Annotated in this window: 15 protein-coding genes and 2 rRNA genes (1 of these 17 only partly in view); 4 read left to right on the forward strand and 13 right to left on the reverse strand. The window is 45.4% G+C overall.

Annotated elements, in window-relative coordinates; all coding sequences use genetic code 11:
* Positions 1-77 precede the first annotated feature (77 nt).
* Positions 78-1,751 carry a chaperonin GroEL gene (gene groL, locus ACNI23_RS10910; protein ID WP_420248660.1) on the forward strand — a complete coding sequence of 558 codons (1,674 nt, stop codon included), beginning with the start codon at positions 78-80 and terminating at the stop codon, positions 1,749-1,751.
* Positions 1,752-1,853: 102 nt separating this feature from the next.
* On the opposite strand, the gene lipA is transcribed toward groL, so the two are convergent.
* The 5 genes from lipA to ACNI23_RS10935 form a co-directional block, all read right to left on the reverse strand.
* Complete coding sequence (gene lipA / locus ACNI23_RS10915) at positions 1,854-2,729, reverse strand: lipoyl synthase (RefSeq protein ID WP_420248662.1); 876 nt, start codon at positions 2,727-2,729, stop codon at positions 1,854-1,856.
* Positions 2,730-2,840: 111 nt separating this feature from the next.
* Positions 2,841-3,230, reverse strand: coding sequence for a glycine cleavage system protein GcvH (gcvH, locus tag ACNI23_RS10920; RefSeq protein WP_420248663.1), 390 nt, complete (start codon positions 3,228-3,230; stop codon positions 2,841-2,843).
* 45 nt (positions 3,231-3,275) lie between these two features.
* The gene (gene lpdA / locus ACNI23_RS10925; protein WP_420248665.1) at positions 3,276-4,700 is read right to left on the reverse strand and encodes a dihydrolipoyl dehydrogenase; all 1,425 of its coding nucleotides are present in this window, start codon (positions 4,698-4,700) and stop codon (positions 3,276-3,278) included.
* Between the two features lie 24 nt (positions 4,701-4,724).
* A complete protein-coding gene (locus ACNI23_RS10930) occupies positions 4,725-5,153 on the reverse strand; it encodes an OsmC family protein (RefSeq protein ID WP_420248667.1) in 429 nt (142 codons plus the stop codon).
* Between the two features lie 417 nt (positions 5,154-5,570).
* Positions 5,571-6,563, reverse strand: a complete 993-nt coding sequence (locus ACNI23_RS10935) for a tetratricopeptide repeat protein (protein ID WP_420248668.1) — start codon at positions 6,561-6,563, stop codon at positions 5,571-5,573.
* A gap of 325 nt (positions 6,564-6,888) precedes the next feature.
* Here ACNI23_RS10935 and ACNI23_RS10940 point away from each other — a divergent pair, with 325 nt between their 5' ends.
* From ACNI23_RS10940 to ACNI23_RS10950, 3 genes are all read left to right on the forward strand, one after another.
* Positions 6,889-8,067, forward strand: a complete 1,179-nt coding sequence (locus tag ACNI23_RS10940; RefSeq protein ID WP_420248669.1) for a M48 family metallopeptidase — start codon at positions 6,889-6,891, stop codon at positions 8,065-8,067.
* 97 nt (positions 8,068-8,164) lie between these two features.
* Positions 8,165-8,818, forward strand: a complete 654-nt coding sequence (locus ACNI23_RS10945) for an L-fuculose-phosphate aldolase (protein WP_420248671.1) — start codon at positions 8,165-8,167, stop codon at positions 8,816-8,818.
* A gap of 2 nt (positions 8,819-8,820) precedes the next feature.
* Positions 8,821-9,432 (forward strand): MarC family protein, encoded by a 612-nt coding sequence (locus ACNI23_RS10950; protein WP_420248673.1) that lies wholly within the window; start codon positions 8,821-8,823, stop codon positions 9,430-9,432.
* Between the two features lie 12 nt (positions 9,433-9,444).
* Here the strand turns inward: ACNI23_RS10950 and ACNI23_RS10955 are convergent, their stop codons facing one another.
* The 8 genes from ACNI23_RS10955 to ACNI23_RS10990 all read right to left on the reverse strand — a co-directional run.
* Positions 9,445-11,415 carry a response regulator gene (locus ACNI23_RS10955; RefSeq protein WP_420248674.1) on the reverse strand — a complete coding sequence of 657 codons (1,971 nt, stop codon included), beginning with the start codon at positions 11,413-11,415 and terminating at the stop codon, positions 9,445-9,447.
* Positions 11,416-11,710: 295 nt separating this feature from the next.
* Positions 11,711-12,259 (reverse strand): chemotaxis protein CheW, encoded by a 549-nt coding sequence (locus ACNI23_RS10960; RefSeq protein WP_420248676.1) that lies wholly within the window; start codon positions 12,257-12,259, stop codon positions 11,711-11,713.
* Positions 12,260-12,352: 93 nt separating this feature from the next.
* Positions 12,353-14,377: a methyl-accepting chemotaxis protein gene (locus ACNI23_RS10965; protein ID WP_420248678.1), complete on the reverse strand. Its 2,025-nt coding sequence runs from the start codon at positions 14,375-14,377 to the stop codon at positions 12,353-12,355.
* Between the two features lie 175 nt (positions 14,378-14,552).
* On the reverse strand, positions 14,553-14,897 hold the full coding sequence (locus ACNI23_RS10970; protein ID WP_420248680.1) for an Hpt domain-containing protein: 345 nt from the start codon (positions 14,895-14,897) through the stop codon (positions 14,553-14,555).
* A 47-nt stretch (positions 14,898-14,944) separates the two neighbouring features.
* Positions 14,945-16,597 (reverse strand): glycosyltransferase family protein, encoded by a 1,653-nt coding sequence (locus ACNI23_RS10975; RefSeq protein WP_420248682.1) that lies wholly within the window; start codon positions 16,595-16,597, stop codon positions 14,945-14,947.
* A 214-nt stretch (positions 16,598-16,811) separates the two neighbouring features.
* A complete protein-coding gene (locus ACNI23_RS10980; protein ID WP_420248683.1) occupies positions 16,812-18,092 on the reverse strand; it encodes a GGDEF domain-containing response regulator in 1,281 nt (426 codons plus the stop codon).
* A gap of 457 nt (positions 18,093-18,549) precedes the next feature.
* A 5S ribosomal RNA gene (gene rrf, locus ACNI23_RS10985) occupies positions 18,550-18,664 on the reverse strand.
* A 101-nt stretch (positions 18,665-18,765) separates the two neighbouring features.
* A 23S ribosomal RNA gene (locus ACNI23_RS10990) occupies positions 18,766-19,315 on the reverse strand; it runs 2,386 nt beyond the window's last position.

Consider the following 19,315-nt stretch of genomic DNA (forward strand, 5'->3'; position numbering starts at 1 on the left):
TCCAGCAATCGAACATACGAACAGCCCAAGGGCTGCATAATTGAATACATTTCTTTCTTTTAAGGAGATAACACCAAATGGCTAAACAGATTCTTTTCGACGCCAAAGCTCGTGAAAAACTGAAACTCGGCGTAGACAAGCTCGCCAATGCTGTAAAAGTAACCCTCGGACCCAAAGGCCGTAACGTTGTTATGGACAAATCCTTCGGCTCCCCGGTCATCACCAAAGACGGTGTTTCCGTAGCTAAGGAAATCGAACTGAAAGACAAGTTCGAAAACATGGGCGCACAGATGGTTAAGGAAGTAGCTTCCAAAACCTCCGACATCGCAGGTGACGGAACCACCACTGCTACCATCCTTGCTCAGGCTGTTTTCACCGAAGGTGTTAAACTTGTTGCAGCAGGCCGTAACCCCATGGCTATCAAACGCGGTATCGATAAAGCTGTTGAAGCAATCATCGATCACCTCGAAACCCTTGCCAAGCCCACCCGCGACCAGAAAGAAATCGCTCAGGTCGGTACCATCTCCGCAAACAACGATGTAACCATTGGTAACATCATTGCCGAAGCCATGAACAAGGTCGGTAAAGAAGGCGTTATCACCGTTGAAGAAGCAAAAGGCCTCGACACCACTCTTGATGTTGTTGAAGGTATGCAGTTCGACCGCGGTTACCTCTCCCCCTATTTCGTATCCAACGCAGAAAAAATGATCTGCGAAATGGATGAGCCCCTGATCCTGATCAGCGAAAAGAAAGTAACCAGCATGAAAGAACTCCTGCCCGTTCTCGAGCAGGTTGCTAAAATGGGCAAGCCCCTGGTTATCATCGCTGAAGACATCGAAGGTGAAGCTCTGGCTACCCTCGTAGTTAACAAACTGCGCGGTACCCTCAATGTTGTTGCTGTTAAGGCTCCCGGTTTCGGTGACCGCCGCAAGGCAATGCTCGCAGACATCGCAGCCCTCACCGGCGGCGCAGTTGTTTCCGACGACATCGGCCTCAACCTCGAAGCTGTTGCCCTTGATCACCTCGGTTCCGCAAAACGCGTTGTAATCGACAAGGAAAACACCACCATCGTAGACGGTGCAGGCGAAGGCGAACTGATCAAAGCCCGTATCGGCCAGATCCGCAACGAAATCGAACTCTCCACCTCCGACTACGACCGTGAAAAACTTCAGGAACGCCTCGCCAAGATCGTTGGCGGTGTAGCAGTTATCAACGTTGGTGCTGCAACTGAAACTGAAATGAAAGAAAAGAAAGCACGCGTGGAAGATGCACTTAACGCTACCCGCGCTGCTGTTGAAGAAGGTATCGTTCCCGGCGGTGGTACTGCACTTATCCGCTGCATCCCTGCTCTGGAAAACGTAACCTCCTCCGACGATGACGAATCCGCTGGTATCGACATCATCCGTCGCGCCATCGAAGAACCTCTCCGTCAGATCGCTGGCAACGCAGGCCTCGAAGGTTCCATCGTTGTTGAGAAAGTAAAAGAAGCAAAAGACGGTAACGGTTTCAACGCTGCTATCGGCGAATACGAAGACCTGATCAAGGCCGGTGTTATCGACCCCAAAAAGGTTACCCGTATCGCTATCCAGAACGCAGCTTCCGTTGCAGGCCTCCTGCTGACCACCGAATGCGCTATTGCTGAAAAGCCTGAAAAGGCTTCTGACATGCCTGCTGGCATGCCCGGCGGTATGCCCGGCATGGGCGGTATGGGTGGCATGGGCGGCATGGGTGGCATGGGCGGCATGTACTAAGCCAGCCTTTCCATCCGGCTCACAAAGCCAATTAAAAATCCCCGGCAACCACAATGGTTGCCGGGGATTTTCGTTTTGCTCTCTTTTAGGAGGTAATGAGAACTATTTTTTCAGCCCCGCAAACAGGGCTGCATTGTAGGAGGAACGCACAAGGGGCGCACTGTACATATGCGGAACACCTTTTTCTTTGCCGTAGCAGGCATATTCTTCAAAAACATCGGGATGGACATAGCGCAGCACTTCGGGATGCTTAAGTGAAGGTCGCATATACTGCCCGATAGTTACAATATCACAACCGATGCTCGCAAGGTCATCTATTACCCCTTGCACTTCCTCATCATTTTCACCCAACCCGACCATAAGCCCGGACTTGGCAATGGCCCCGGCAGACTTGACGCGCTCAATAAGCTCAAGACTCTGCTTGTAATCAGCCTGCGGGCGGATATCATTGTAATGAATAGGAGGAGTTTCCACATTGTGGTTAATGATATCCGGGTGGGCTCCAATGACTAAATTCAGTGCATCTTCATTTCCCTGAAAGTCAGGGATAAGCACTTCAATAGATGATTCCGGCAACTGCTCCTGAACCGCACGAATTGTAGCGGCAAAATGGGCAGCCCCGCCGTCATTCAGATCATCACGGGTAACGGAGGTAATTACCACGTGCTTGAGACCCAGTCGTCTGGCAGCTTCAGCGACACGGGAAGGTTCAGAAGGATCGAGGGGCAGAATATCACCGCTCTCGATATTGCAAAATGCGCAGTTGCGGGTGCAGGTGTCGCCCATAATCAGAAAAGTAGCTGTGTGTTCAGAAAAACATTCAAACATATTAGGGCACTTGGCACTTTGGCAGACGGTGTTCAAGCTAAGGTCTTTAACCAGTTCCCTTGTGGCACTGTAAGTCTTGTTGCAGGGAATCTTGACTCGAAGCCACGGCGGGATGCGCAAATACGGTTTGGAAGGATCTTTAGAACACATAGCATACCTCCTGAAATTTATAGAGCGACCTGCAAAATAGCAGGCCGCTCTTAGGTATAAGCTCCGTCAAAGGAGTGGAATGTCCCGGATATGGGGTCCGGGAAAGGTGGCTTACTTGATTTTTTCTGCGTAACCTTCGTGATTGAGCAGCTGGCTCTTGTCTGCATCAGCATCAAGGGTAATACGCAGCATCCAGCCGTCCTTATAAGGAGAAGTGTTCACATCTTCAGGAGCGTCTTCAAGACCTTCGTTGATTTCCTCAACAGTACCGGAAATGGGCATGTACAGGCTGCTTACAGCTTTAATGGATTCAACGGTACCAAACTCTTCACCTGCGTCGAAATGGTCACCTGCAGAGGGCAGATCAACAAAAGCCACTTCGCCGAGCTGGTCCTGAGCAAAATCAGTGATACCTACGACTGCGGTGTTATCATCATTAATAAGAACCCAAGTGTGCTCGGGATGGTAAAGTACGTCTGCGGGAAAAGTAAGTTCACTCATGATTATCTCCAAAAAGTTTATTGTTCTGAAAAACTAATACCGGGATTAACAGCCGCGAAGCCAAGCTTCACAACACTCATAGAGACCTTCAGCGAGGGTCGGATGAGCATGGATGGTATGGGCAACATCAGCAGCAGTAAGACCTTTTTTAATGGCTAAAGCGGCTTCGGCAATGAGGTCGGTCGCATGAGCTCCGGCAATATGAGCCCCAAGAATCTTGCCGCTCTCTTTCTCACAGATGATCTTGAACATGCCTGCAAGTTCACCCATGGCCTGAGCTTTACCCAGCTCACGAAACTGGAACACCTGCGAGCGGACATCAATGCCCTTGGCGATTGCTTCTTCTTCGGAAAGACCCACTGTGCCGATCTCCGGGGAAGTGAAAATTCCGGAAGGAATCACGGAGTAATCAAGAGCACGCTCTTTACCAAGACAGTTATCCACTGCGCAAAGGCCTTCGTGTGATGCAACATGAGCCAGCATAATCCGGGAAGGTCCAAGAATATCACCGATGGCATAAATTCCTTCAACGGAAGTACGCATATTTTGGTCAGCTTTAATCCAGCCGCGCTGATCGGTATCAACTCCTGCTTCAGCAAGCTTAAGACCTTCAGTATTGGGAGTACGCCCTACAGCAACCAGAACCACGTCGGCTTCAATAGTGGTATCATCGCCTTTTGCCCCTTCGACAAAAGGAGAGGGTCCGAGTACACACTGGACTTTGCCATCCACAACTTCAGCGCTCTTCACAGTCTTAGCAAGCTGCACCTTAATACGGTGTTTCTTGGCTTCGCGCTGAATGAGCTTGCTCATATCCTTATCAACAGAAGGTACGGGAAGGAGGCGATCCATACCTTCAACGACAGTTACTTCGGAGCCGAAAGCACGGTAAATGAAGGCCAGTTCACAACCGATTACTCCACCACCGACGATAACCATCTTCGCGGGAACATGGTCCAGGTTGAGAGCGTCATCGCTATTGATAATATGCTTGTGATCCACAGGCAGTGAAGGCAGATCGAGAATGCTTGAGCCGGTAGCAATAATCACCTTATCGCTCTTGATTTCTTCTGAACCTTCTTCAGTGTGGACAAGAACGGTACGGTCTGCTGACAACTCTGCTGAGCCGCGTACGACACGGATATTAAGGGCAGAACAAGTCTTCTCAAGTCCGCCGCAAAGAACCTTGCGAACCCTTTCTTTACGGGCCACAACAGCTTCCATGTCAGCCTTGAAATTAACACCCTCTGCACCACTCTCGGCAGAAATACCGAATGCGGAGAGATTGCCTGCGGTCTCAAGGGCTTCAGCTGAAGACTTGATGGTCTTGGTGGGAATACATCCTGTGTTCAAGCAGGTTCCGCCGATATCAGCTTTTTCAACCAGAGTAACTTCAGCTCCCCGGCGTGCAGCTTCAAAAGCAGCAATATGGCCGCCCGGACCTGATCCGATTATGGTGATGGATGGCATGTTTAGCTCCTGTTTTGAAAAGTCTTACAGTTCTTCGAGATGGAGATTGTAGGTCATGGGGAATGCAGCATGGAGGGAAGCTGTGACCAGACAGCCCTTGCGCATAATTTTTTCAACACGATCAAAAATAAAACCGTAATCCTCATCCATGTGTACGGTTACATCGAGAGTAATACCTGTTACACGAGCACGTTTCTTCTCATCCATACCGGTCTCAAGAGTCGCGGTTCCGGTAATGCGTTCGTATTCTGCACCACGGGTCTGTAAAGCCTTTCCAAGAGCACCACAGAAGCAATACAGGGCAGAAGAAGCAAGCAACTGTTTGGCAGTACCGCCACGCTGATCTTCAGGAATGCCATTGTGATCGATAACGATTTCGCCGAGTACTTTTGAATTTGTATCTATAACCTGCTTATCGCCTTCGCGATCATATGAAACAGTGAGTTGAGCCATTTTATATTCTCCTTTGTGATTTTTCAGACAAACTTATTTGTCGCCCCCAAAGCTCTATTCGTGCCAACACAAACAACTCACATATTTTCAATAGCTTATAAAACAAAACACACCATTTACGACAGAAAAGACAGTTGCCCTAACAAATTTAACGACACAGATGTCATGTTGATTCTGGAAACAATCCTCTCATTGCGTTGATATCAACAACATCACAAAAACGACAACATTGTCGTGCGTCAACGTATAAACTCAGCACTTTCCCCTATATCCCTGTAAAACCAGAATCTATACTGAGAAAGTATATTTTCGTGACACAACGACACATTTGTCGCACATAATATTCTATTGAAAATTTACAAATAAAAAAGGCCGCGTAAGCGGCCTGATAAAACTGAAAAACGCGGTAAATTGATATTAAAAATCGAGTTTAATTGCTTTTGAAACTGCAGGCTTTTTAGCGGGAGCCTTTTTCTTGGCAGCTTTGTCTTTTTTTTCACCAGAAGAGCTACCATCGATATTAAAGGAAACGCTTTCCTTTTTACCTTTAGCTCCACCTGCTGAGGATTTTGCCTTCATATCACTGGCAGTAGCTCCCGGAGTATAACCGCGACCGAAAATTTTGGGTCCCAATTTATCAGAGATCTTCTTAGCCTCACGGTTAAGGGGGTTCACTTTAAGTGCAGCGGCAGCAGCATCATAAGCTTCTGTATACATGCGCTTTCCGAGAAAAAGTTTGGCCTGCCGGATATAAATACTTTCATTGGCCCCGAAACGGCGAACAATATCCTTAATTATCTCAAGTGCCTTATCCTGTTCAGTCATCATTTCGTAGGCTAAGAGAATCGAAATATACGGTCGGCTGTCCGACGGAGTCTTCTCAATAGCCCGTTCAAGATACTCTACACCGTCAGCAGGAAAACCGGATTTAACAAGCCGACTGCCAACATCCTGCAGCAGTCCCCTTTCCTCTGGAAAAGCCTCGGTGATTTTGCGGAAATATTTTTTGGCTTCCTTAACGTTCTTTTCCATTAAGAACTTCTGTCCAGCCAATACAAATTTATCGATTTGATTTTTCTGTTTACGGACCTTCTCAACTGCGGCCTTTTCAAGAGCATTTTTGATGGTGTCATGAATTTTCATCAACATGGCAGCCAATTTTTTTTCCTGCCCTTTGACATATTTCAAACCGCGGGGAAGTACGCGTTTGAGTTCTTCCATAGCCAGAAGCTGCCGGAAAACTTCATCAATAAGAATCCCGATTTCAAATTTCTCACGCCCGAAAACCTGACTGGATGCAAGCTCATCAAGAGACAGGCTTAATGCATGCAAACAACGCATGTAATCCTTACGCTGTCCGTAAGATTTTGCGCGGGCAATATTTTCTTTAATGCTCTTTGGCGAACTCATTCAGTAAAACTCCCTCTCAAACCCTCATCTGCCAAAAACAGATACAGATCAGACAAACAGAAAAAAGTAATTTCTTAATTTTAATATATAATTGTTGACTCTATACCATTTATTGTCAAGTTCAGAACTATTTTTGGATTTGCCAATAAATTATATGCTTGGAAGCCTGCATTGACGAGGTCAAGCCCACGAGGTAGTTATACGCCGTAACATGTTAACTACCCCGCTAACCCAGCGCAACTAAGTTTCAACAATCCAACCCCACTGTATTTAAACGAACATCTATCTATTCATTATCATATTTTCTCTCGCCGGGGCATGCCTGTTGGGTATTTTTGCCCGCCAGCTTAATCGTAAGGCCCTTTCCCCCGAACTTCCAGCGGAATTCAGCACCACTTTTGATGCTGACGATTACCGTAAATCGCAGGATTACACCAAGGCAGGCATCGGCTTTGAAAACATCTCAAGTTCAGTCAGTACGCTTATTACCATCCTGTTCATCCTTTTGGGCGGATTCAACGCAGTAGACCTCTGGGCCAATGGTTTCGGCTACGGGGAGATCCTCACCGGGCTGATCTTTTACGCCGGTTTGGCAGTGCTCAGCGATATCGCGTCCCTGCCATTTTCCCTCTACAGCACTTTTGTCATTGAAGAAAAGTTCGGGTTCAACAAAACGACCCTCAAAACTTATTTCATGGATAAACTTAAAGGCTATTTGCTCGGAGGTATCATCGGCGGCGCAATTCTCGGCGGTGTTCTCCTTTTCTTCAATGCTGCCGGATCGCTGGCCTGGCTCTGGTGCTGGATATTTACCGTGCTGATAACTCTTGGAGTACAGTATATTGCCCCCACATGGATTCTACCTCTGTTCAACAAGTTCACCCCCCTTGAGGATGGCGAACTCAAAGAAAAAATTGAACAGTTCGCAGCTGAAAACGGATTTGAACTTTCCGGTATTTTCATGATTGACGGTTCCAAACGTTCAACCAAGGCCAATGCCTTTTTTACCGGTTTCGGCAAAAAGAAGCGCATTGCTCTTTTCGATACCTTGATCGACAACCTTTCCACTGATGAAATAGTAGCTGTCCTTGCTCACGAGATCGGACACAGCAAGCTCGGACATATCCGCAAAATGATGACCATGAGTATAATCAATACCGGAGTAATCTTCCTGCTCATGTCTTTTTTCCTCGGCAACAAGGAACTCTTTGCAGCGTTCGGCATGCAGAATATTTCCGTACATGCCGGCCTGATCTTCTTTGCCCTGCTCTACACTCCCGTATCAATCGTGCTTTCCATCTTCAGCAATATCCGCTCTCGAAAACACGAATTTGAAGCAGATGCTTTTGCAGCGGAAACCACCCGCACCCCGGAAGCACTGATTGAAGCACTTAAGAAGCTATCGGTAAGTAATCTCGCAAACCTAACTCCGCACCCCTTTTACGTGTGGCTGGAATACAGCCATCCTCCCGTGTTAAAGAGGATTGAGGCACTTCGTAATTAGATTTGAGACGCTTTGCACTTTTGATAAATAAATTTCGCCTCCGGCGGCCAGAGAAACTTTTTATTATGGCTTCGCCTCGTTGTAAGGAACATTGGATATGTTGTTGCAGAAAGAAAGAGAACTTGTTGTTGAATATGGAAAGAAGCTGCTTGAATCCGGTCTTACAACCGGGACCGGCGGCAACCTGAGTGTGTTTAACCGCGAGCTGAACCTGGTAGCTATCAGCCCCAGTGGTCTTGATTACCGTCTTTCCACTCCAGAAGATATTGTGGTTATCGATCTGAACGGCAATATTAAGGATTCCGAACGCAAGCCTTCCAGTGAGTACGGTTTCCATACCATCCTCTACAAGGAAAGAGCGGACGTAAACGCAGTAGTTCACACCCATTCAGTCTATGCCACCACAGTGGCCTGCCTGAACATGGAGCTTCCGGCTGTACATTATCTGGTCGGTTTTGCGGGCAAAAAAGTTCCTCTCGCCCCGTATGCCACTTTCGGCACTCCGGAACTCGCTGAGAACGTGATCAAGACCATCGGCAACTACAATGCAGTGTTGCTCGCCAACCACGGCCTGATCACTGTAGGCCGCGCCATCGGCAATGCCTTTGACGCAGCGGAGGAATTGGAACTGGTTGCCAGAATTTACATTCAGGCACTTTCAGTTGGTAAACCTGTTATTGTTCCTGACGATGAAATGGATAAGGTTATCGATAAATTTTCGACCTACGGACAGGCCGGAGGGAAGGATTAATCATGGAAGCAGGACAGCTCAGCACAATCTTCGAGATCGCTTTTCCCCTTTTCCTGATCATGGACCCACTGGGAAACCTTCCAGTCTGCCTATCCATGCTCCGGGAATACTCTCCTTCACGGCAGCGTAAAATTCTGCTCCGGGAACTTTTCTTTGCTCTGGGAATCATTATCCTGTTCATGTACTTGGGCGCAGGCCTGATGAAGATGCTCAACATCCATCAGTCCACATTGCGTATAGCGGGCGGGGTAATCCTGTTTATCATTTCCATGAAGATGATCTTCCCGAAACCGGAAAATGCAGCCGATGACACAGAAAAAGATCCGTTCATTGTGCCGATTGCAGTTCCGCTCTTCGCCGGACCATCGCTGCTGGCAGCGGTTATGGTTTACGGATCAAAAGGAGATGCCGGGTTTAATGTCCTTTCCGGTGTGCTGATTGCTTGGGCTATGAGCTTCATCATTATGATGACAGGACCAACCATGGCCCGGATATTGGGTAAAAGAGGTCTTAAGGCCTGTGAAAGGCTAATGGGTTTGATTCTTATTCTTTTATCCGTCCAGATGCTGGAAGACGGCATTGCTTACTACATTACCAATGTTCTTCCGCGATAGGTGTGGCTGGGGCTATATCTGTCCCAGCTCTCGAAGACGCGCCAGAGCTTTTTCCAGCTCTTCTGTGCTTATCGGCTTTGCAATGTAGTCATTCACGCCCAAGTCGGACATTTTCTTGAAATCACTTTCCCGCCCATAAGCACTCATCACAATGATAGGGATTTCCCGAACTTCAGGACTCCCTGTTCTAATGGAAGAAATAGCATCGAAGCCATTCATTTCCGGCATTTGCAAATCCATAAGAACCAGATCAAACTCTTCATTATTAATATAGCTTAAAACCTCAACACCTGTACTTGCAGTCCGGACAGAATGTCCCCAGCCTTCGAGCTTTTTACGCATGAAAACCTGACTGCTGATATCGTCTTCAGCAAGGATAATCCTAAGACTCTGCATCGGCGTTAATTCATGATCAGCACCCTCTTTTCCCGCAGGCACTTTTATCCTGAAGCCCAACTCTGCAGTGCCCCCATCCTCAAAATACAATTCACCACCAATAACTTTTGCATTCTGCTCAAGGCAACCGGAAAAAGAACCTCCACTTAAAACCGGAACGCATCTTTTACCGGAGACAAAAAAAGAGATCACCGAATTACTGTCTATAGGAGGAGCCATCTTTACCCCGGCAGTAATATCTGAATCAGGAAAAATCTCCAAGGCACTATTTATCAAGCAAAATAACGTCTGATTAAGAACCTTACGATTACAGACAATGGCATCAGGCAACCCCAGACCGATAGACAGATTTATTTTTCTGTTCTGGATGGATGCTGCCGGCAAAAACAGTTCCGCCGACTTTTCAAGACAAGCCGCAGGATCCAATGATTCGAACTTTTGAAGATCGTGATTTCCAGCCAGATCACTCAAGGAATTATTGACAACATCTTTAAATCTTTCCGCCGAAACTACGCACTTATGTACATATTCCTTAGCTTCCGGCGAAAGGTCCATATGGTCAAGTACATGCAGACTACCGATAATTCCGGCCAATGGGGTCCTCATCTCGTGACAAATAGCCTGCATCAAGGCCTCGTCGCCTCCACTCTTCGCAGGCCTGATATCCATTTGTTTGTTATCAATCCTTCGTGCGCAACCGACTATGGCCTCCGGCTCGCCCTTGTCGTTGCGAATAAGAAAATGATGAACATCAAAGCGCAATCTCTCTCCACGTGAATTAATAGCCGGAATCTGCATGGTAAATTCATTTCCACCGGCTGCAATATCCTGAAGTCTTTCTAAAAATTGATCTGCAATCTGCGGAGCTAGATAATCATATATGTTTGTCCCGATACACATTTCCGGGGCAATTCCGGCAAAATCAGCGAATTTTTGACTGACCTTTAAAAAATTGCCTTCAAGATCGTGAATAAACATAGTTCCGGGAGCACTGTCCAAAGCAGCCACCAAATAACGCTGCCACAGTGCCGATTCAGCACATGCTCTTTCTTGTAATGAAATATCCAGAATTATACCGGAAAATCCGCTGATATTGCCGCCTGCACAATAGGTCGGCTGCAAAACATGGCTTAAACGTACTAATTGCCCGTCCGCCGCTGTCAGGTCCGCCTCAAATCGATAAACCCCATCTCCAGATGATATTTCCTTAAAAATAGTCTCCAGACCGTCCTCAGAATGAAAATGGTTCAACAACCTTGAGTGCGCGCCATTATCAACTTTTCCGAAAATTTTCCGCTCAAGATCACTGCAGGCATCATCACTGAATATCAGCGCACCCTGTGCATCTGTGGTGTAAAAACAAGCACCACTATTTCTTAATATTGAAGCTGTTTGTTGAGTCTGTCTTAAATCTTGGTCAACACAAAAAGCATGAAGCTTCCAAGCTGCCATGGCCAGAAGTGTCAACCAGCAAATGAAGAGGCTTAACTTCACCTCCCAATACGAGTCAGGTAAAAAAAGCGCAGCACTAAAAAGTAAAACCGCTACGCTAGCATATAATAAAACAAATCTTATATTCTTGGACATAACCATTCCTGATCTGCCTCATTGTTTTTAAAAAAGGGCTAAAACACAGGTCGCAGTTAAGATAGGCAGCATAGGCTTACTAATATTTTCAAAACATCACAACTAATGTCTCAATAATGTTCTTTCAGATGATTTGGAAGGATATATTTCCGTACACTTATTGGAATATACCAAGGCTCCGTCATGCCTTGCATTATTATTGAGAAAACAAAAGTAAAGCCCGCTTCCAATAAAGGAAGCGGGCTTCAGTATAATTATAATTCCCGGGTAGATCAAAACCACCGCACAATAAAGATTACAAACTTAAAGTCATTCCTTGATCGGAGGTTACTTCCGGTGCAACTTCGGCCGAGGCAGAATCCTGATGAACACTCTTGAGCATGGCCAGTTCTTCGACAGACAATATTTTATTAATATCAAGAATGATAACAAATTCATCATCCTGCTTGCCCATACCCCGAATGAATTCCGTTTTGATTGTAGTGCCCATCCTGGGCGGCTCTTCAATCATATTTTCAGTAAGCTCAATTACTTCCCGGACAGAATCAGCCAGAGCCCCCATTACCGTGCTTTCCCCGTCAAAAGATACCTCTACAATAATAATACATGTGTTTATTGTATCTTCTGTCCGGCTCATTCCGAATTTAAGGCGCATATCAACAACAGGGACTGCGTGTCCCCTCAGATTGATAACCCCCCGCATAAATTTGGGGGTTCTCGGAATTCTGGTTATGGGTGTAAGTTCCAGCACTTCCCTTACACTGGCTATATCCAACGCATAAATATCCTTGTTCAAGGTAAACGTCAGATACTGATTGGTCGTACTATTTATCTCAGAGTTCATTATTCCACCTGCCTCAATTTGATCATCCCTGTACAAAAAAACTACCTAATTGCTACAACTATATATCAAGCTAGCAAAAACAACCAGTGATTATCAGAATTTTTCGAAGTCATTGTCGGAAAAATCACTTCCCATGTCCAGAGAAACACCACTGATTTTTTCTGTTTCGGGCTGATGCTGCGATTGCGGGGCAGGAACCTCTCTAACCCGGGCCTCTGGAGCAGGCTTCTTAGAAGCGGGATTAGAGCGAACTACAGTCCGTGCAGGGAGTAAAGCTTGTGTTCTTGGTCTAGGCTGATTTCTGACCCTGAAGAAACTCATAACCTGCTGCAATTGTTCAGCCTGACTTGAAAGTTCTTCCGATGTGGAAGCCATTTCCTCTGAGGCTGAAGCATTCTGCTGAGTAACTTGATCAAGTTGTTGCACCGCTTTATTGATCTGCTCCGCTCCGGAAAGCTGTTCACTGCTTCCGGCTGCAATCTCCTGTACAAGCTCAGCAGTTTTCTTAATATCAGGAACAAGCTGAGTCAGCATCTCGCCTGCCTTTTCGGCAACACTTACAGTGCTTGAAGAAAGTTCACCGATTTCTCCTGCTGCAGCCCCACTCCGTTCAGCAAGCTTACGAACCTCTGCAGCAACAACAGCAAAACCTTTACCGTGTTCTCCTGCACGTGCGGCCTCAATTGCAGCATTCAAGGCAAGAAGGTTGGTCTGACGGGCAATTTCCTCAATAATGGAAATTTTCTCGGCAATATTTTTCATGGCATCGACAGCCTTGGTAACGGCTTCGCCACCCTCTTCAGCCTGCTGAGAGGATTGCAAGGCTATCTGCTCTGTTTCATGTGCATTCTCTGCATTCTGCCTGATATTAGCAGTCATTTCTTCCATGGAAGCAGAGACTTCTTCAACACTGGCCGCTTGTTCGGTGGAAGCCTGCGATAAATTCTCTGCAGTTGCTGAAAGCTCTTCGCTACCGGAAGCAACATTCTCTGAAGAAATGCCTACTTCACCAACAACAGCTGACAACTTGACCACCATATCATTCAAGGCAGCGGCTAAAATACCTATCTCGTCACGCTGATTAATATCCAGAGTTCTGGTGAAATCACCCTGAGCCATATGTTCAGCAAAAGAAACACCTTCACGGATAGGTCGGGTAATTATGCGGGTGACAGTGACCGAAATGAGCGCTCCAACCGCCAAAGCAAGAGCAAGGCCTCCAAAAATCATGGAAAAAGAAGATGTTATAACATCCTGTGCCGACACCTGCTGCTCATCCATCAGCACCTGACTAAGGCTCAGAGCGTCTGCACCAACCTCAGCCATGGCTTTCAATTCTGTTCCTTGAAGATCAACTTTCTTTACTATGGAATTGAATCCGTCAAGATACTCACGTGCAGCCTTTTCAAGGCCACTGACGTCCAGATCAGAATTAGAGGCAACCCAACTGTTACCGCGAAACTCATCGCACTGGTTGATTACAGAATTCAACAAAGAGCGGGTCTGTTCTACATATTCATCCTCGCCTGTGCGAAGATAGGTGGAAAAAGTAAACCGGCTGGTTATAAATTTTTTCTCCAGCTCCGAAATAGTCGAATAGGCATTAAATAAACTCGCCATATCCAGATCGGCAGAGGCTGTGCTCATCCCATGTTTCATGGCTGTGCTTGCGCGCTCTTGTATTTTAGATACGGCTTTGTCTAAATTTCCAACGACTGCAACACAATCACTTATGGCTTCATTTTTTTCCTGCTCATACTGAGCATACCTATTAAATATCTCACCATACTTTGTGGCCTTACCGGCAACACCGGTAACATCCTTAAGCCCTTTCCCGGAGAAAAGATCTGTATTGGCTGAGATGTTCTTTCCTATTTCAGCAATAGAACTGTGAAATTTGTCTTCATATTCAGCTGTTCCCCGCAAAGTGTAATAAAGAACCATCAATCTGGAATCATACATATCAGAGACGGCTTTACTGACAACATCAGTTCGCTTGGTTTCGCCTGCAACTTTAGACAATCCATACCAGCCAACAACACCAACAACTGCTGTCAGCAGCAGAACTACAACAAATCCACCGCCAATTTTCCACCCGAGCTTCAAATTTTTAAACATCTGATCTCTCCTATTTGCCAAACCCAAATACAATCCCACTACGATTCAAGAAATAACACAGCGTTTGGTTTCCCTTAACTATCGTATGACCCTCAGTACATTCTGTTTACAGCACAAAATTGGCATTTAAGTTACAATTTGTATTATATTCACGAAACAGCATTCACCACAACCACTAGTTGGTTAGGTGTTCCCGAACCGCTTCAAGAACTGCATCGAGCTCTAAATATACTTTTGGCATTAAATGCTTTGCCTTATCTAAATCGCCTTTTCGTGAACACATTTCTATTTTTTCAGCTAGCAGTGCAATGGCACTAGCCCTGATCGTGGCGGAAATCCCCTTTAATGCATGTGAATATTTCACAGCAAGATCCTGATCACCATTTTTAATTGCTTCAGCTAAGGATTCGGCCCTTGCAGGAGCATCCACCACATATACTTTTAATATTTCAATTGCGAGTTCGCGGTCGCCACCGAGGTGGGTATAGAAAGCCTGCTCATTAAAAACTACCTCAGACATGGATGCCCTCCGCTATTGTAATAATTCCAGCCAAGCTTCTAGCAGATTCAAGACCAATTAACCAACTTATAAAGCTGGGGAATTTCCAACTCAATTTTACGTTTAAAAAAACGGGTCTGCCCGCCCCTTTCAGCAATCTCATTTGCTGTTTCCAATTCTTTGAGTCCCTCCTGAAGCCGAAACACTTTTAAATTGGTAACAGCCACCTCAGCACTTATTCTCCAATCTTCAGGATAATGTAGAGAGAGGTGTGAGAGAAATCCGAGTCTGCTGGGCTCACCACCTTTTACACCATTAAAAATTGAATCGAGTTTCCTGTAGATTTCTTTGTCCGATGAGTCCCTGTGTAGAGCGGCGAAGTAACAATCTGAAGCACACGAGGGGATGTCTTTCTCCTCATTAAAAGCAACGCCGGATCGTATCCGTAGCCCATTCTTAGCTGAGATATCGCCCCAGAGTTTCAAAAGGTGAACCTCTCCTTCAGGCTTAATAATCAGTTCAGGTTGAGCGATGGAATTAAATGAATACCAAAAATGCTTCGCAACTTCCCACATTCCCAGCTTTAAAGCACATAGAGATGCACTCATATTAAAATAACAATCGACAGAGCTAAGACTCTTATCAAGGTAAGGACGGACAATTCCCATGAAAAGATCATTCTCCCCTGATCTGGCAAAAAGTCTTAACAATGCAACATCGCGCATTTCGCTTCGACCAATCCCAAGGAGGCGCTTCAGTAAATAATTCCAGTCAACATTGTAACTTCCTGACTCACCCAATAAAAATTCACTGAGACACAACAGGAGTTCAGCCTGCTCCTCAGATAGTTTCCTAACAGTCACATTTTGGGCAATATTACAAACAGCAGCAGCTCGCGAATCCGGCCGATGATCCCTTAAAACACGGGCATAGGCAGCCATACCATACGAACCGCTAACTGCGGTATCCTTGCCTAACCTATCAAGAATGTCCTTTAGCTCGAGGACATCGTTGTAGACTTCAATTTCTTTTCCAACCTCAAACAATTCGTCGAGACCACCGCCAACTTCAGGAGTCACAACAGCGCAACCGCATGAAGCAGCCTCAAACAATCTAAAATTAACTTCACCGAAAAGAGCTTCGTTGGGAGCTATTCTGGTATTCCTGTATAGCTCCATCATCTGCTGATAATTAAGATTATCTTGAAAATTTAGTTTGTAGTAAGACTTTAAAAACTCAACAAACCAAAGGCGGGACCGCCTATGCGATGTAACCCGGCCGACAAAACTCAAATCGTGTGCCCGCCTGCTATGAGGGATAAATTTTCCCTCGGTAGCCCCAACTCCCGAGATATTCCCCATCCAAGGTAACCATTCTACCTTTGTCTCACATACTTGGCGAAGCTCGGGGATATATTTTTTCTGCGTGGTCAATAGGCAGTCAAAAAGTTCAGCATAGAATTTATGCCAGTATAGATTCATATGCGTATCAATTGACCAAAAGATTTTGACACAATTCAACCTATGAAGACCATTCAAGAAGCAACGTCTGCCTAATGATTCCTGCTGTAAAATCAGGTCCGGCTCAAATTGAAACTCATTAAGCATGGCAGGAAGATCAAGATATCCCTCCTGACCATGAGAAGACTCCACCTCAAAGCCCATTTCAACAAAAGCTTTGACAAGCGGAGGAGTGCAATTAATCAAAAAAACTTTATGCATGTGGAAGATATACGCTAAGCATGTGCATCTTGAAAAGGTAAATCAGGCGGAGCCTTCCGCGTTCCTTATCTTGAAATTTGAATATAGATATTGAATATCAAATTCAATATAGTAATTGTTTTCTATCTACAAGATATAATTTTGATAGCACCAAAAGAACTCCTAAGTGAAAGGCCGCAACTCCCATGTGGATGCTGCAGCCTATTTTAACCAACTATGTACACGCGATACTATCGGCACCTTTCATTTTGGCCGCCTGTAATAGTCTCTCGGCACCGGAGATCATTTCTTCTAATGATTCAGCACTACTGGTATTAACACCAATTGAAACTGTCACCTTTATTTTATACTCGCCAATATCGAAAGTCTCCTTTGCAATATTAACTGCCAATTCCTTGAAAACAGACTCTACATATTCAAGTTTCATATCTGCGCATAGAATGCAGAACGAGTCACCGCCATAGCGGCTGACCACATCTCCCTTTCTGAAGCGATTACGAAGAATTTCAGCAACAAACCTGATGACTTCGTCACCAACCAACTGACCATATGTTTCGTTGCAAGCCTTGATATTATCAATATCAATCATTACCGCAACCAACGAGCCTTCAGAACGTTTCTGCTGAGCGAATAATTTCTCGCCATATTTAAAAAGCGCACTGCGACTAAAAACATCTGTCAAAACATCATTGTCGGAAATACGCTTGATAGTCTTAACATACTCAGCACTATCAAGAGTGTTATTTACGCGGCAGTAAAACTCTTCAGGTTCAAAAGGCTGCCTGATGTAATCATTTGCACCGCTCTTTAAAAATTCAGCCGATAATCCTGATCCTCCCTCACGTGAAAAGCCGATGATTGGAAGCTCTGCCTTTGTGTGAGTTTTGCGTATCTCTTTGATTGTAGTAGGTCCATCCATTACAGATATTTGATCACCGGTTATTACGAGATGGACTTTTTCATTGTTAACAAGTTCCAATGCCTCATTTCCGTTTGAAGCTTCAAGGATCTGGAAATTATTAACCAGCAGGAAATCCCGAAAAAGGGCTCTAGTCTCATCGGATTCATCGACTATGACTGCTTTTCTTGAAATATTCTTTTTGAGTCTATCTACAAGACCCACAACATGCTGAATGTCATCAAAATTTACTTTCTGAACATAATCGACAATTCGCTTTGACCACATTGTGGAACGTAACTCTTCACTAATCTCCCCAGTAAAAACAATCGATGGGATATTATATGAAACTACTAAATCGATAATTTCACCATTTGGAGCATCAGGGAGGACAATATCAAGAAGAGCCACAAAAAATTCATCACTACTATGCTCAAGGTATTCCTTCGCGCTTGCATAATCACCGAAGAGCATTATCTCAACGTTCAATTTTGCAAGTATGCTTCTTTTCAAAATACCTGCAAAAGTAATACTGTCTTCGACAATTAAAACTTTACTAGGACGGGTTACACCGGGTGAATTACTCTCTTGTGACATATACGCCTCAATTTGTTTTTTTGAAGACCAACTGTGCTGTGTTGCTCGCCAACGACTTTATGGCGGAAGAACTTAACAATAACACAAAATGGTAATTCCATTCTAGGACATTTATTAATACCCTGAATCAGAACAGTCAATTAACGGTAATAACAAGTTAAAAGCAAATGGAAGACAACAACGACACTAACACTGCGCAAATAAAAGACCAGACATATTATATTACTCACAGTTATACACATTAGCTTAAATTATATTCAGCGGATAGTCCGTCATTCAAAATTTTCCACGCAGGCATACATTCAAGATTCCTTATCCTCTCATTTGCTGTGCCGTAAAAGTTTGTTCCTTCAAATTTCGAGCCCCCCTTACGAATGACGTCCCTGAGCACCAAAAACAAATCCGCTGCAAACAAGTAAAGCCCCCTTGAGTTAACAAGGGGGCTTTGAAATAAAAAAGCTTGCGGCGACCTACTTTCCCACTAGCTACCTAGCAGTATCATCGGCGAAGGAGAGCTTAACTTCCGAGTTCGGAATGGGGTCGGGTGTGACCTCTCCTCAATGGCCGCAAGCAAATTTAGCTTGCTTTTTGAGCAAAAATATATGGTTTAATAGAGAAGAATTAGAGTTCCATTAGCTTCAATCGTTTAGGATTAAAGTTAAGGGAAGAGAAGAAAAATAAGTCGCACGATTTATTAGTACTGGTCAGCTGAATGCATCACTGCACTTACACCTCCAGCCTATCAACCAGGTGGTCTACCTGGAATCTTTAGATGCTAAAGCATAGGGATAACTAATCTTGAGGCAGGCTTCCCGCTTAGATGCTTTCAGCGGTTATCCCTTCCGAACTTAGCTACCCTGCAATGCCACTGGCGTGACAACAGGAACACCATAGGTTCGTCCACCCCGGTCCTCTCGTACTAGGGGCAGACCCTCTTCAATTATCCTACGCCCACGGTAGATAGGGACCAAACTGTCTCACGACGTTTTAAACCCAGCTCGCGTACCACTTTAATCGGCGAACAGCCGAACCCTTGGGACCTGCTTCAGCCCCAGGATGTGATGAGCCGACATCGAGGTGCCAAACCGCGCCGTCGATGTGAACTCTTGGGCGCGATCAGCCTGTTATCCCCGGCGTACCTTTTATCCTATGAGCGATGGCCCTTCCATGCGGAACCACCGGATCACTAAGACCAACTTTCGTTCCTGCTCGACATGTCTGTC

Origin of the sequence: Maridesulfovibrio pacificus (SeqCode), assembly GCF_048612815.1 — a bacterium.
In the GTDB taxonomy this organism is placed as follows: domain Bacteria; phylum Desulfobacterota; class Desulfovibrionia; order Desulfovibrionales; family Desulfovibrionaceae; genus Maridesulfovibrio; species Maridesulfovibrio pacificus.